The sequence below is a fragment of the Paenibacillus sp. BIHB 4019 genome (assembly GCF_002741035.1).
In the GTDB taxonomy this organism is placed as follows: domain Bacteria; phylum Bacillota; class Bacilli; order Paenibacillales; family Paenibacillaceae; genus Pristimantibacillus.
Genome location: NZ_CP016808.1, coordinates 4,705,741 through 4,720,011, shown reverse-complemented (window position 1 = coordinate 4,720,011; position 14,271 = coordinate 4,705,741). Strand labels below are relative to the sequence as shown.

Here is a 14,271-nt window from a genome sequence, read left to right as displayed (position 1 = left end):
GGAATGACGTTATGTTTTTTCACAAAATGGACATCCTCATCCTGATCGCTTTCGCTTTATCGATTTGGGCGCAGTTTCGGGTTAAAGGAACGTTCAAAACTTGGTCTACCGTTCGCTCCATGAGCGGACTAACCGGCTATCAGGCCGCACGCAAAATGCTGGATGCCCATGGGCTGCAGCATGTACAAATTGAACCCGTACGGGGCACGCTAAGCGATCATTATGATCCTATATCACGCAAAGTACGACTTTCAGAGCATGTTTATTATGAAAACTCCATATCCGCTTTGTCCGTTGCCTGTCATGAGGTTGGCCACGCCATTCAGCATCAGGCGAAATATCCAATGCTGGTGCTGCGCCATCGCATTTTCCCGGTCGTTAACATTGCATCAGGCATCGCTCCATTCATGCTGATCGCCGGATTTTTATTTCAACAGGCAAATCTGATTGGTCTTGGCATTATCTTCTTCTCCGTAGCAGTAGCCTTTCAGGTCATTACACTGCCCGTTGAATTTAATGCAAGCAATCGAGCGCGCCACATTATGATTGCCGAAGGCTTTATTACGAACGAGGAAGAACGCGGTGTTGCCAAAGTTCTGAACGCGGCCGCCCTAACTTACGTAGCAGCCGCGCTTATCTCCCTGCTGGAGCTCTTAAAATATATTATGATCTTCACATCATCGAACCGGGAATAACCAGCTTGCAGAGCAATACACGAACAACACAGATGAGTGGGCCAGCCTAAGCATTCGGCTGGCCCACTTTTCTTTTACACAAAAAGAACCGCTGCAACGACCAGAATAAAACTGGTACTTGCAGCGGTTCTTTTTCATTCTGCATATAGCGGTTCTTACTTTAATTCCTCTTGCTTCATCTCATTGAAGTAATGAAGCAGAAAGCCATGGAACACCTTCGCAACGAGCGACAACTTCTCATTAGAACGATGAATGATGCCGATATTGCGAGTCACATGCGGGTGCTCCACGCGCACCTTCGCCGGCTGTAAAATGCCCGTATGATGAAGCGCCATCTCTGGCAGCAGGCTGACACCCATACCTGCGGCGACAAGTCCGCGGATCGTCTCCGTCTCCTCGCCCTCGAATCCGATTTTCGGTGTAAATCCTGCCTCCTGGCACGCTTCCCATACAATGGGCCTTAACGAATAACCTTCGCTGAACAATACAAACGTCTCATCCTTGAGCTGACTCAATCGAATCGAGTTCTCCCCAGCGAGAGCATGTGCTGGCGGCAATATCGCATAAAGCTCCTCTGTCAGCAGTACTTGCCCGCATACATGCTCGTGCTCATCCGGAAAAGGAGAAATGAAAGCAAGATCAATCTCACCCTTTACCATATCTCGTATAAGCGACGGATACATCCCCTGCCTAAAGCGAAACTTCACATTCGGATGATGCTTGCGAAAAGCAGCTACAACCTGCGGAATTAAGGATACACCGAGGCTATGCGGAAAGCCAAGCCGAATTTCCCCTTTTTCCGGGTCAAGAAATTCATGTATTTCAACCACAGCCCGGTCCAAATCAGCCAATATGACCTCAGCCCGCTTCAAAAACAAATGACCTACAGGCGTCAATTGCAAATTTCTGCCCTTTTGTAAAAAAAGCTTTACGCCAAGCTCTTCCTCCAATTGATGAATTTGACGGCTCACAGCTGACTGAGCAACATGCAATTCTTCCGCCGCCTGTGTCACATGCTCTTTTCTCGCTACTTTGACGAAATAATAAAGCTGACGAAGTTCCATGATCTCTCCTTATCTTATCCAAACATTATCTCCGGACGATCCGCTGCCTGCGAACCATTGCCCGATCGAATAAACCGTACATGAGGAAGCCGGCAAGGCCGCCACCTACATGCGCCCATAAATCTATTGTCGGCAAAATAATGGAATAAATGATACCTGCTCCCAAAATCATATATACGGTTTTGCGTGATCCATCATCCAGCCAAGCTTTACGGAACAGCGACAAGTATAGATACGCCCCGTAAACGCCATAAATCGCACCGGATGCTCCCACTGACAAATGGACAAACTCCCCATTGCCACCTTCTGTCATAACCGTAATAACCGCACTGAACAAATTGCCTAGCAGCCCGCAAAGCAAATAAAAAACACCATACTTCACAGAGCGCAGCAGACGCTCCAAGGGCGGTGCAAACACAAGCAGGGCAAACATATTAAAAAGCAGGTGCTGAAAGCCTCCATGCATAAAGACGGACGTTAAATAGCGCCATGGCTCCAACAGCCCGTATGGATCTCCATGAAAAGTTAAAAAGGCGCCCCAGCGGTACAAGTTTTCTCCGCCTGTCGTTCCGCCATTTAAAGCAACAAATATAAAATAGAGCGTATTTAACGCGATTATCGCAGAAGTTACCGGGTAAGATCTTAAATAAACGCGAAAGCTTTCGTATCTTAAAAAAATCATTAGGAATTCCCCCGCTCTAAAATTGGACAATATTGCCGAACTCCGATTATAATAAATGGGTATTGACCATTTAACTTTGAGGAGGACGTTATTCATGTCTCAAGAACGTGCTGGAGCTGCCGCATTTAAAGGCAATCCACTTACACTAGTAGGACCAGAATTGAAAGCTGGCGATAAAGCTCCTGATTTTCAAGTGAACAAAACACTCGTTGATAGCGTATCCTTGAAAGATTATGCTGGCAAAATCAAATTAATCAGCGTTGTTCCTTCTATTGATACCGGCGTCTGCGACGCTCAAACTCGCCGCTTCAATGAAGCTGCTGCTACGCTTGGCGACAACGTTGCCGTACTTACAATCAGCGCAGACCTGCCATTCGCCCAAGCTCGCTGGTGCGGTGCTGCAGGCATTGATAAAGTCGAGCTGCTGTCAGACTACAAATTAAAAAGCTTTGGCGAAGCCTATGGCGTTTACATTAAGGAATTCGGCCTGGACATGCGCTCCATCTTCGTAATCGATGCCAATGATACGATTCAATATGTGGAGTACCTGGCAGAAATGACCGAGCACCCTAACTACGAAGCAGCGATTAACGCAACTAAAGCGCTCGTATAACCCAGTATACAATCTTTTATCTGCACAAACAAAGCGAGTGAAGGGATACCTTCCTCGCTTTTTGTACGTTTTATGAGTTTCCGGTCGTCTTAAAAGCAGAGAGCTTCTTGTCCAGCGTTCGATAAAGCTCAAGAATAACCCGGTAGTTCGAGCCAAGGTCGCCAAACGAGCCTCTGGAAGCCGAATAAATATCAACGGCTGCATTTACCGGATTAACGCTAATGACCGACACCGTAATATCCATTGTTCGGCCGAATGCCGTGCGCTTCTCCAGCACAATCTCTCCAACCGATTGCACTTCATGCAGCACCTTGTAGCCCTGCATTTTCTTCAGCGTAGATACGACTTCTTCCCAAGCCTTTTCCTTGGACAACTTGTAAAAATGGGATTTGAGCATCGGGTCTTTGGCTTTATCGCCTGTTTGTTCATGACTGCGCAGCAGCCCGATTACGGTCCGCTTCAACAAAAACGATCTCCCCCTCCAGCATCTTTGTATGTAATATCTATATTAACATGTTTTGTTACACAAAAAAAGAACCCTGAGCGTGTTAGCGCAGCAGAGTCTCTTGAGTGTAGATAAAAACCCGCCTATGCCGTCCGACTTACATGTTTCTGAACCTCGCTTTCGCAAGGTGGGTGTCCGCAGAAACGAATTTGAAGTCCCCTTTAGAGGGCATGTCAGCATCGTAACAATTTAGGTCTCCCGAGAAACAGCCATTGGTTCAAAACAACGTAAAGCCGAAACGAACATCGCAGGATGTATTGTTATTATAAACGTTACCTTTACAATTGTAAATGTCTAAACGCTTATTTATTGGACGAGCTCGAATCGCCGTCTGTAAGCTCTGCGAATTCGACCTCTTGAGCCTCTTGAGCTAGTCTTGCCTTTTCCGCCTGCTCCTGCAGCTTCTGGTAAATCATGTAGAAATTCCAGAACGACAGATAAGCGATAATGCTGCCCATAAAAAACGGAATCAAAAAGGTGAAGCGCGTGCTGATGTAGATGACCGCACCGCTCATTACCGCAGAGGAGAACGAGCGTATTGGACGGCCAATCGTAATCAGAATGGCATTTTTCAACAATTGAAACGTTTTCATGTGATAATGGACAAGCATCGAGAAGAAGTTGAACAAGGAAATCACCAGCAGAAGCAGCAAAGCAATAAAGATATAAGAAATTAGGCTATACTGGTCGCGATACACAATAAAATCGACAATCATAATGGCAAACAGAATAGCGTAGAAAAACCCGCCGATCATACTTTGAAGATAATTTTCCTTATATCCTCTAAAGTAAGTTTTGAATAGCGGGACATCCGTTTCACCCATCACCCATTTGCGAGCTACTGCAAACATCGCAGCTGTAGCTGGAAATAAGGTGAAAGGAGCAACAATCGCCATGAAAATCAATGTTGTTTTAACATGGTCCAGATATGCCGCCTCATCAAGTGATGCAGCATTCCCTGGAAATACGCCCACAAACGCCAATAATACGAAAGGAATTGAACATATTAGCCATAATACATTGATTACCGATAATCGCATAATCCATTCGGAGATGCGGTAAAAACCTCCCATTAAACCCCTTGGCTCCATGTGATCTGCCCCCACTATTCCGTCTTGTTCCTTACTATTTTGGTTGTGACATGCACCAAAGCATATTATTCAATCAAGCAGGCTGGCTTAATCAAATGAACAATAAAAAAGGGAAAGTCAGGACGCCCGTAAGGCATCACGGACTTCCCCGGTTTCTTAAGCTTGGTTATTCGGGCTTATTTCTTCATCCTGTATAAGAACAGGAAGAAATGACCCTAGTTGTTGTTATTGTTAAAGCCTTCGGACGATGGTTTTGGACGGCGGTTCTCGCTAGTGCGAGGTCTGCTGCTGCCGCCATCACGGTTACGGTCATAGCTGCTGCTGCGCGAGCTGGAGCTCGAACCGCTTCCGCCGCCACGTCTGTCATCACGGCCACGATAGCCGCCACCGCCACTGGAGCTGCGGCCGCTGCCGCCGCCAAAGGACGAGGAACCAGAATAACGACGGCCATTCGAACGAATGTCCGGCTTGCGTTTTTTCGCGCGAAGCGGCTCTTCCGGCGTCAATTCAATATTGACTTCCTTCTTCTCGCCTGTCAGCAATTTAACGGCTGCTGCAAGCAAGTTAACGGAATCATATTGCTCAAGCAACTGAATCGCAATTGCTTTGTATTCCGTGAACTCTTCTTCTTGAACAACTTCGAGCAAACGCTCAGCTGTCAAGCGCTGTTTGCCTTCAATCGCTTCTGCGATGCTAGGCAATGGTTTTTTGTTGATTTTTTGACGTGTAACTTTCTCGATGAAATGCAGGTGATCAAGTTCACGAGGCGTTACGAACGACCATGCAGTACCTTCTTTGCCTGCGCGGCCAGTACGGCCGATACGGTGAACATAGCTCTCCGGATCTTGCGGAAGGTCAAAGTTGATAACATGCGTTACGCCCGATACGTCGAGGCCACGAGCAGCTACATCCGTTGCAACCAGCACATCAATGCTGCCGTCGCGGAATTTGCGCATTACGCTGTCGCGTTGGTTTTGGGACAAGTCGCCGTGAAGGCCGTCTGCCGTGTAACCGCGTTTTTGCAAAGCTTCGCTAAGCTCATCAACCCGGCGCTTCGTACGGCCGAAGATGATCGCAAGCTCTGGGGATTCCATATCAAGCAAACGGCTAAGAGCTTCAAACTTCTGACGCTCATGAACCTCAATATACGCTTGATCGATAAGCGGTGCCGTTACTTGCTTAGGAATAACCGACACATGCTCAGGGTTTTTCAGAAATTGCTGTGCAAGCTTCTGAATGTTCGGCGGCATTGTAGCCGAGAACAACATAGTGTGACGCTCGTCCGGTACTTGCTTCAGGATCGACTGGATGTCTTCCATGAAGCCCATATCCAGCATTTCATCCGCTTCATCAAGAATGACCGTCTGTACATCTTCAAGACGGATCGTCTTACGGTTGATGTGGTCAAGCAAACGTCCTGGCGTACCAATAATAATTTGCGGCTTCTTCTTCAAAGCGCGAATTTGACGTCCAATTTCTTGTCCGCCGTAAATTGGCAATGAGCGTAAACCTTTGTATCGAGTCAACTTCCCGATTTCATCAGCTACCTGAATAGCGAGTTCACGGGTAGGCGTCATAATTAAGGCGACAATGCGCTCCTCGCTTGTCGGAATTTTATTAATGAGCGGAATTCCGAATGCCGCTGTTTTTCCTGTTCCTGTTTGTGCCTGACCAATTAGATCTTGACCAGCCATTGCGATTGGAATAGCTTTGGACTGGATCGGAGTTGACTCCTCAAATCCCAGCTCCGTGATTGCTTGCAACACTTTAGGTTCCAAGCCAAATTCAGCAAATGTTTTCAAACTTTCTCATACTCCTTTTATCTGCAGCCTACTTGAAAAATATCCAAGCTATTATAGCATACAATCGTACACGTTTACCAGCGAAGCTTAAAAACAGATCAAAAGACGCACCAGTAAGCGTTTGCTTTATTTAATATTCCTTGCCCGCTGCGCGCATGGCAGTTAACCCTGTTTTTTTAAAGTTGATCCTGCTATAATGTGGTTATCCCGCTGTTTTAACGTTTTCATGCCATATGTTTTGCCCTGAACCTATGATGAAAGGGTGATGCCAGGTGGATATCGAAACCGTAACACTGTCACAAATTGTAGAGAAGCTAGCACCAGAGCTCAGTCCTTTTCTTACGGATCGGGAACTCTCGATCAATATCGTATTGAGGGACGGACTGGCTGTACTTGAACCGGCGGATGCAATGGAGATTGTTCAGCACAGCATTTGCGAGCACCAAAGAGAAGCCTTACTGCAATGACAAGGGGATATACCGATTGATAGTAAACCTGCTGACGCATGCGTCAGCAGGTTTTTTGCATGCTTTTTCCAGCCGAGATTCCCGCCCAAAAATGGTGCTTTAAGCAACATTTCTCTGTGTAAAATTACGCTTTTTGAAAAAAATAAGTGTCACGCAGCCTAATTCTGCTTTATAATTTGGTAAGAAGAGCTAGCGGGGAGAGAAGGAAATGGACATCATCTTTTCAACTGTCATGCTGTTATACAGCCTATTGACGGGAAGCGGAGAGGATCATGCAGCCGCCCGGGAGCTCGCAGCCTCCGTACTAAACGCTTCACTCGGAACAACGATCGTGCAGGCGAGCCCCTCTGATGGAGAAGGCCAGGGAACGTCTGAGGCGGGCGCTAAGCATGATCCGCAGAAAGATGCTCCGATTGTGAAGGGCATCTACGTGACGGCTCACAGTGCAGGTGGAGCGCGTATGGATAGCTTGCTGAAGCTCATGGATGATACGAAGCTGAACAGCATGGTCATTGATGTAAAAGACGACAACGGCTATATCACCTATCCAACCGAGACGCCGGAGCTGCTTGAGCTGGGAACTACTCAGAAGTACATTCGCGACATTGGCGACTTGATGAAGAAATTGAAGCAGCATGAGGTTTACCCCATTGCCAGAATTGTCGTCTTTAAGGACACTGTGCTGGCACGCCAGCATCCGGAGCTGTCCTTCCGCCATTCCGACGGAACGATTTGGAAAAACGGCCGCGGTGAAAGCTTTGTTAATCCTTATATGAAAGAAGTCTGGAGTTATAATGTAGCCGTTGCCAAGGAAGCAGCCAAGCTGGGCTTTAAGGAAATCCAGTTTGATTATGTCCGTTTTCCTGAAGGCTTTGATAAGAAAGCCGATTCGCTGAAGTATGAGAAAACCGAGCAGAGCCGGGTCGATGCCGTTGCAGGATTCGTGAAATATGCCCGCGAGCAGCTTGAGCCGCTTGGCGTGCGGGTATCGGTCGATATTTTCGGCTACGCCGCATCAGTGCCTGCCGCCGAAGGAATTGGGCAGGACTTTGTGAAAATTTCCAATGATGTGCACGTCATATCCCCTATGGTTTATCCGAGCCATTACAGCACAGGCTGGTTTAAGCAGAAGGTTCCGGATAAAAATCCCTATGAAACCATTGTAGGCGCTATGGAGGACACCCATGCCAAGCTTGACCCGATTGGCGACGCCAAACCAATTATCCGTCCTTGGATTCAGGATTTTACAGCCAGCTGGCTTGGACAGGGCAATTATATGAAATATGGCAAGAAAGAAGTCGAGGCACAGATTAAGGCGCTCGCCGACACCGATATTCATGAATTTCTTTTATGGAATGCAGGCAATAAATATTCAGAAGGCGTTAATTACGAATAACCATTCAAGTAAGGATAGCGTTAGGACATCTTTTCCTTTATTTCAAACAAATAACCTCCGGTACGCTGCCTTAAAGCGTTGCCGGAGGTTATTTGTTTGTTTAGCCAGAAGGTATTATTGCGACAGGCGCAGCGCGAGCTCATACAACTCCAGGTTGAATGGCTTTTTCGTGTTGACAACCGTGTCAATATCCGTAGAAAGAAACTCTCCGCGCACGATACCGCAAGCTTTGCCTGAATCGCCAGCCATCAGCTGATGTACAGCATAATCGCCGAGACGGCTTGCAAGAATACGGTCAACAGCAGTCGGCGTTCCGCCGCGTTGAATATGTCCAAGCACGGTTACTCGCGGCTCAAGTCCACAACCACGCGTAATTTCGCTGGATACATCATGTCCATTGCCTGCTCCTTCAGCAACAACAATGATACTGTGACGCTTGCCTTTGGCAAAGTTGGCTTCCATCCGCTGCGAAACTTCCGTTAGGTTGAACGGAACTTCCGGTACAAGAATCGTCTCGGCGCCGCTTGCAAGTCCAGCATAAAGCGCAATATCTCCGCAATGACGGCCCATAACCTCAACGACAGACGAACGCTCATGAGAAGACATCGTGTCGCGGATTTTATTAATAGCATCCACCACGATGCCAACCGCTGTATCAAAACCGATTGTATAGTCCGTGAAAGGAATATCGTTATCGATCGTTCCTGGCAATGCCATCGTCTTAATTCCAAGCTTGCTCAGCTTGTTAGCACCTTGATAGGAGCCGTCTCCGCCGATAACGACCAAACCGTCGATGCCGCGTTGACGCAAAATTTCAGCGCCTTTCTCCTGGCCTTCAGCTGTCATAAACTCTTTGCAGCGCGCCGTCTGCAAAATGGTGCCCCCGCGCTGAATAATATCGCCTACGCTGCGAAGATCCATTTGACGCAAATCGTCATTCAGAAGACCCTGATAACCGCGTTGTACACCGTATACTTCCAGCCCGTTATACAAAGCGCTCCGCACTACAGCGCGAACGGCTGCATTCATCCCTTGGGAGTCACCGCCACTGGTTAATACTGCGATTGATTTTACTGAAGACATAGTCATTCCTCCAAAATGATGTAATATATTGCTAAGCCTGCTGCTTCCTGATCCAAACGCTGTTAATCAGGAAAAACAGGCGGGTAAGCGGACTGTTCTTCATCAGCTTGCGCGTTACGCTGCGCACTTCTTTCTGCGCACGCACCTTCGGATCGGATAGATACAGGGCTAGCAGCCCTTCAATGATAAGGCGATGAAACCGGGAAGCCGGCAAATGCCGCACATCCTCCCTTGCCCACTCCACTATCGTACCGATCCGTTCCGCCATCAAATGGAAGCTGTCGTAATAATTGCAGAAATTCAAATCTCCGCCGGCCCGATCCTCTGCCTGATCGATCAAATAATCAAGCATAATATGCAGGCCGCATACGTGCGGGAAATAAATTTCTTTAATCGCAGCCGCATCCTGCTTCGACAGACCATCACCGCTGGCTGCTAAAAAAAGCATAAACATGCCGAGCGTCGATCCGCTGGCCGCTGCGAATTCATTCCATTGCAAGTGCGGGTAGCGCTGTGCATGCTTCTCCCACCAAGCGAGCAGCTTCGGCTCGCGCAAGTCATTGCGAATGTGCTTGTACACCTGCAAATCGCCATAAAGGCTGACCAGCTCGGTTACGTCACGCTGAACGCTGGCATAGGAAGGAAGCAGCGCTGTATGGTGCTGGCACACGGCAACGAGGTGGTGCAAATATCCGCCGTCGTCCCGCTCCTTCCGGTGGGCATAATAATCCCGGAGCGGCGCTGCCGGATTAACCGCATCAAGCATGGACTGATGCAATAGGCGAAAATCATCCGCATCAAGAGAGGTGCTGCGATCGCATAAATTGTCCAGATAGTCGCTAATCGTTTGCAGCGCAACAATAAGCGGAATAAGAATATGCCGCTGTTCCAAGTTGGCCGCTGCATACACGGCCCCGCCCTGACAATGGAATTTCTTGCTCGCTATGCTGCTCAGCGCTTGCGTGCGCAGCTCCCTGTCGGGAATTTGCTCTGCCATAGCCCGCAGCTTCCCCAACTGCTCTTCAACTTCTGGCAGCACATATTTATATACGCGATGCATAAGTTTTAAAGGCCCTCGGGGCGCACGGCTGCCTGAAAATGTCGTCAATCTCACGATGCACCTCCTCCTCTTAAAAAAATGCTGAATAACCGCCGGCTACCAGCCCATTATTACACGATGAATGAAACCTCCACTCATAAATGTACCATTTCAATAAACAATAATCCAGCAGTTCATGCTATAATGGTTTACAATCTATTAATAATTAGCTATAACACCTGTATAATCAAGGTTTTTTACAGTTATGGAGTGAATACAGCAATGACACAACTTGGCCTAGAAAAGGCGAAGCTTAACACATCCCAAGAAACGCTGCGTCTTCGCGCCTTCAGCTTTTCTGCCTATTCAACACAGGCGCTGCTCGTCTCCTACCTGCCTTTATACTTTCTGGCGCGAGGCTATTCCGAGCATCAAATCGGCATTATCTATGCAACTGGGCCCTTCATATCCGTCTTTGCCAATTTACTGCTAGGCTGGGCAAGCGACCGATTTCAGACGATAAAAAAATTATTTATATTTTTATTATTCGGGCAGCTGGTCATGATATCGCTGCTGTTTCCGATTCAAGATTTTACGATGATCTGTCTAGTAATGACGATCTTTTATTTTTTTCAGACACCTATTAATCCATTGAATGACAGCATGATTTTATTATCCAGTCAATATACAGCTGTTCCATATGCACTCATTCGCATTTTCGGCTCGCTCGGGTTTGCGATATCCGCCTACTTGTTCGGCATTATATTGAAGCAGATGGGCTCCAATTGGACGCTGCCGCTCGCAGTCTGTACGATTACGATAACGCTGGCGCTTTCCTTCCTGCTGCGAGATTACCGAGGCAGTGCCCGCAAAGTCGATTTTAGCGGTTTCTTCAAGCTGCTGGGCAAAAGGGAGGTCGTTTCCTTTTTCGTCCTTATTTTGATCGTATCGGTCGCGCATCGTATGTACGAAGGTTTTTTGGCTGTAACGCTTCATCAAATGGGAGCTAGCGATTCGCTTGTCGGCCTCGCCTGGACCCTTTCCGCCTGCAGCGAAATTCCCGTGCTGTTTCTGCTTGGAAAGTACGGCCATAAATTCAAGGAGCTGCCGCTGCTCTTTATCGCCTGTGTATTGTATGCTCTGAGAATGTGGCTAATTGGACATTTGAGCAGCCCTTATCTCGTCGTGGCGACACAGCTCATGCACAGCATTACTTTCGGCATCTACTTCTCAACTGCCTTGCGTTATATTTCACAGCTCATTCCCGATGAATTTCGCGCTTCCGGCCAAGCGGTATACGCCGTTGTATGGACAGGCCTTGCCGGCTTACTCAGCGGTACCGTTGGCGGCTATGTATATGAAAGCTTCGGACGCACAGCCTTCTTTAATTTAGGCACTACCCTTGCTTTAATAGCAGCAGCAGGTTTCATTTACAAACATTATACAAAGCGCAGCACATGAACGATAATATTTTTACCCTTTAACCAAAAATCACCATTACGAGAAACGCTGGATTCCAGCGTTTTTTTATATTTATGTCTGACAACATGCATAGCCAGGCTACGAAATCATTGATCTAACAAGAATTTCAGGAACTAAAGAATAATTTCTTCAAAATTACAATTCCCATATTTAAACAAACAAAGTACAATAGTAGTAAGCAAGGAGTAAGCCTAAGGACCCATTTTACATTGTGTACCTGACTATTCTTGCAAACTAACCCCGGATTCCGGAAGCACCGGAACTGCATTCCTGATTCGGCGTCTTCAAGGAGGATTACAAAATGGCTTATATGATTCCAGATACTCTTCCAAGAAAAGCGACTGTTGGAGAACGCCTGTTTTTTCAAACGCTAAAAGAGCATCTACCTGATGATTACCTTGTTTATTATGAGCCCGAGATCGGGGGACGAAAACCTGACTATGTCATTATCGGCCCGGATTTTGGGCTGCTTGTGCTCGAAGTCAAAGATTATAAAGTAAATACTCTTCATGAATTGTCTACTAACGAATGGCGCATATTTGGTGATCTTGGTACACTCCAAACTATTAAAAACCCATTAAATCAAGCTCGGGATTATGCTTTTCGAATTGTAGACAAGCTTAAAAAAGACAAGAATCTCATTCAAATTGATCAATATTATGGACAGCTGAAGTTCCGTTACGCATTTGGTACTGTTTTTACCAATCTCAAGGAAATACATATTGTTGAACATCGGCTAGACAGAGTCATTGATCCTCAGTTTATGCTAACGCGAGACGATATTGATTCCGATAGTGTAGGCTTTTCAAGCGATTCATTGCATGAACGCTTACTGGGAATGTTCACCATAGCATATAGAGATACACATTTTTTATCTGGTGAGGATATTAAAGCTATACGCTATCATCTGTTCCCCGAAGTTCGTATCAGCGCAGAATTCAAGGAACCTACTTATTATAATGATCAGTTGTTGCTATCACTACATAATGTTCAAGCTATGGACCTACATCAGGAATCTCTAGCCCGTCAGCTCGGTGATAAAAACAGACTCATTCGTGGCGTTGCGGGAAGCGGTAAAACGCTGATCCTATCTGCCCGTGCACGTATGTTGGCTAAAGATCACCCCGATTGGAACATTCTCGTTATCTGCTATGCTATCCCACTTTCACGTGTGTTGAGAAACATGATTGATAAGATGATGGAGGAGCCAGAGGATTTATTTGATTTCGCAAAAAATAATGGTAATGAAACTTATACATCCAATACCATAAAGCATAATATTGAAACAGCAACCTTCCATGAGTGGCTTTGGAATAAAATGCGAATTCGCGATGATGGAGTAGAATCTCTACTGGCCAAGATCGAACAAAAAGAAGTAATTCTACCTAAATACGATGCTATATTAATTGATGAAGGACAAGATTTTGAACCAGTATGGCTAGAGCTATTGAGTAAAGTTCTCAATCCTGATACTCAATCCTTGTTGCTAGTAGAGGACAAAGCACAAAATATTTTCAAACGCAAAACAAGTTTGGCATCAAGCACAGGCCTTGATTTTAGAGGCCGTTCTAAAATTTTGAGCATTAATTACCGCAACACTTCTCAAATTGTGAATTTCGCTTGGGAGTTTTACAGAAGCCACTCCAGCATGAAAGATAGGGTAAAGGAAGGCACTTCTGTGGAAGGGGTAGAGATTATTCCTCCGCAAAGTACTAAACGCAAGGGATCAGACCCCATTATTAAATCTTGTAATCATTTTAATGAAGAAGCAGCGTGGGTTGTAGAACACATTATCAAACTACATGAGGAAAAGAAGCTTTCTTATTCCGACATTGCCATTTTATATCGTGTAAAAAATCGCTTTTCATATTCCTATGTAGATCAATTAAAAAAAGAATTGGATAAAAGCAGTATTCCCTATAACTGGTTCGCCGAAAGCAGCACGACTAAACGCTCCTATAACCGTGACCAAGAGGCAGTCAACTTATCCACTCTAGACAGTTCCAAAGGACTTGATTTCCGCGCAGTATTTATTGTAAATGTTGAAAGCATGCCTTTTGCGCTGGAGGACAACGTAGAGAGAGAAGTTTCTCTATTTTATATCGGGATGACGAGGGCAATGGAATGGCTCTTTTTAAGCTACTCTAAAACAGAAGGCTTCGCAAAGTGGCTAGAACAAAAAAGCAGCTTATTAATTAACAATGGACAATCTGAAATTATTTAATTATTCTAAAAAGTAGCTTTTGCAATAAACCCATCAAAAAAAACAGCTTCAGGCTCCACACGATGATGTGGCTCCCGAAGCTGTTTTTTTTGCTCCAGCCTGACTATGTAGACGTTAGTCCTCAAGTT

Annotated in this window: 13 protein-coding genes and 1 other RNA gene; 6 read left to right on the top strand and 8 right to left on the bottom strand. The window is 46.2% G+C overall.

All coding sequences use genetic code 11. From position 1 onward, the window contains the following. Positions 1–11: 11 nt before the first annotated feature. Positions 12–695, top strand: a complete 684-nt coding sequence (locus tag BBD42_RS20455) for a zinc metallopeptidase (protein ID WP_056029483.1) — start codon at positions 12–14, stop codon at positions 693–695. A gap of 155 nt (positions 696–850) precedes the next feature. Here BBD42_RS20455 and gltC read toward each other — a convergent pair whose 3' ends face one another. Both gltC and BBD42_RS20445 read right to left on the bottom strand, forming a co-directional pair. Next, positions 851–1,759, bottom strand: a complete 909-nt coding sequence (gene gltC / locus BBD42_RS20450; RefSeq protein WP_099519669.1) for a glutamate biosynthesis transcriptional regulator GltC — start codon at positions 1,757–1,759, stop codon at positions 851–853. Positions 1,760–1,784: 25 nt separating this feature from the next. Continuing rightward, positions 1,785–2,441 (bottom strand): rhomboid family intramembrane serine protease, encoded by a 657-nt coding sequence (locus tag BBD42_RS20445; protein ID WP_099519668.1) that lies wholly within the window; start codon positions 2,439–2,441, stop codon positions 1,785–1,787. A 94-nt stretch (positions 2,442–2,535) separates the two neighbouring features. Between BBD42_RS20445 and tpx the strand changes: the two genes are divergently transcribed. Then, positions 2,536–3,054 (top strand): thiol peroxidase, encoded by a 519-nt coding sequence (gene tpx / locus BBD42_RS20440; protein WP_056029492.1) that lies wholly within the window; start codon positions 2,536–2,538, stop codon positions 3,052–3,054. Between the two features lie 70 nt (positions 3,055–3,124). Here tpx and BBD42_RS20435 read toward each other — a convergent pair whose 3' ends face one another. The 4 genes from BBD42_RS20435 to cshA all read right to left on the bottom strand — a co-directional run bounded on the left by BBD42_RS20435 (position 3,125) and on the right by cshA (position 6,452). Further along, positions 3,125–3,520 carry a DUF1499 domain-containing protein gene (locus tag BBD42_RS20435; protein ID WP_056029495.1) on the bottom strand — a complete coding sequence of 132 codons (396 nt, stop codon included), beginning with the start codon at positions 3,518–3,520 and terminating at the stop codon, positions 3,125–3,127. Positions 3,521–3,631: 111 nt separating this feature from the next. Beyond that, a non-coding RNA gene (gene ssrS, locus BBD42_RS20430) (6S RNA) lies at positions 3,632–3,816 on the bottom strand. 45 nt (positions 3,817–3,861) lie between these two features. Next, positions 3,862–4,650: a YesL family protein gene (locus BBD42_RS20425; RefSeq protein WP_099519667.1), complete on the bottom strand. Its 789-nt coding sequence runs from the start codon at positions 4,648–4,650 to the stop codon at positions 3,862–3,864. Between the two features lie 215 nt (positions 4,651–4,865). Further along, positions 4,866–6,452: a degradosome RNA helicase CshA gene (cshA, locus tag BBD42_RS20420; RefSeq protein ID WP_099519666.1), complete on the bottom strand. Its 1,587-nt coding sequence runs from the start codon at positions 6,450–6,452 to the stop codon at positions 4,866–4,868. A gap of 272 nt (positions 6,453–6,724) precedes the next feature. Between cshA and BBD42_RS20415 the strand changes: the two genes are divergently transcribed. Then, positions 6,725–6,919 carry a hypothetical protein gene (locus tag BBD42_RS20415; RefSeq protein WP_046229973.1) on the top strand — a complete coding sequence of 65 codons (195 nt, stop codon included), beginning with the start codon at positions 6,725–6,727 and terminating at the stop codon, positions 6,917–6,919. 208 nt (positions 6,920–7,127) lie between these two features. Then, positions 7,128–8,315, top strand: a complete 1,188-nt coding sequence (locus BBD42_RS20410) for a putative glycoside hydrolase (protein ID WP_099519665.1) — start codon at positions 7,128–7,130, stop codon at positions 8,313–8,315. A 114-nt stretch (positions 8,316–8,429) separates the two neighbouring features. On the opposite strand, the gene pfkA is transcribed toward BBD42_RS20410, so the two are convergent. Beyond that, positions 8,430–9,398, bottom strand: coding sequence for a 6-phosphofructokinase (pfkA, locus tag BBD42_RS20405; RefSeq protein WP_099519664.1), 969 nt, complete (start codon positions 9,396–9,398; stop codon positions 8,430–8,432). Between the two features lie 31 nt (positions 9,399–9,429). After that, on the bottom strand, positions 9,430–10,458 hold the full coding sequence (locus BBD42_RS20400; protein ID WP_099521715.1) for a tetraprenyl-beta-curcumene synthase family protein: 1,029 nt from the start codon (positions 10,456–10,458) through the stop codon (positions 9,430–9,432). 261 nt (positions 10,459–10,719) lie between these two features. On the opposite strand from BBD42_RS20400, the gene BBD42_RS20395 reads away from it, so the two are divergent. Next, complete coding sequence (locus BBD42_RS20395; RefSeq protein ID WP_099519663.1) at positions 10,720–11,898, top strand: MFS transporter; 1,179 nt, start codon at positions 10,720–10,722, stop codon at positions 11,896–11,898. A 322-nt stretch (positions 11,899–12,220) separates the two neighbouring features. Beyond that, positions 12,221–14,143: a 3'-5' exonuclease gene (locus BBD42_RS20390; protein ID WP_099519662.1), complete on the top strand. Its 1,923-nt coding sequence runs from the start codon at positions 12,221–12,223 to the stop codon at positions 14,141–14,143. Positions 14,144–14,271 lie beyond the last annotated feature (128 nt).

Excerpts from the sequence above, each read along its gene's own strand:
- BBD42_RS20425 (WP_099519667.1), bottom strand. The coding sequence starts at position 4,650 with ATGGAGCCAAGGGGTTTAATGGGAGGTTTTTACCGCATCTCCGAATGG.
- BBD42_RS20400 (WP_099521715.1), bottom strand. The coding sequence starts at position 10,458 with ATGCATCGCGTATATAAATATGTGCTGCCAGAAGTTGAAGAGCAGTTG.
- BBD42_RS20445 (WP_099519668.1), bottom strand. The coding sequence starts at position 2,441 with ATGATTTTTTTAAGATACGAAAGCTTTCGCGTTTATTTAAGATCTTAC.
- gltC (WP_099519669.1), bottom strand. The coding sequence starts at position 1,759 with ATGGAACTTCGTCAGCTTTATTATTTCGTCAAAGTAGCGAGAAAAGAG.
- BBD42_RS20390 (WP_099519662.1), top strand. The coding sequence starts at position 12,221 with ATGGCTTATATGATTCCAGATACTCTTCCAAGAAAAGCGACTGTTGGA.
- BBD42_RS20410 (WP_099519665.1), top strand. The coding sequence starts at position 7,128 with ATGGACATCATCTTTTCAACTGTCATGCTGTTATACAGCCTATTGACG.
- tpx (WP_056029492.1), top strand. The coding sequence starts at position 2,536 with ATGTCTCAAGAACGTGCTGGAGCTGCCGCATTTAAAGGCAATCCACTT.
- BBD42_RS20395 (WP_099519663.1), top strand. The coding sequence starts at position 10,720 with ATGACACAACTTGGCCTAGAAAAGGCGAAGCTTAACACATCCCAAGAA.
- BBD42_RS20455 (WP_056029483.1), top strand. The coding sequence starts at position 12 with ATGTTTTTTCACAAAATGGACATCCTCATCCTGATCGCTTTCGCTTTA.
- pfkA (WP_099519664.1), bottom strand. The coding sequence starts at position 9,398 with ATGTCTTCAGTAAAATCAATCGCAGTATTAACCAGTGGCGGTGACTCC.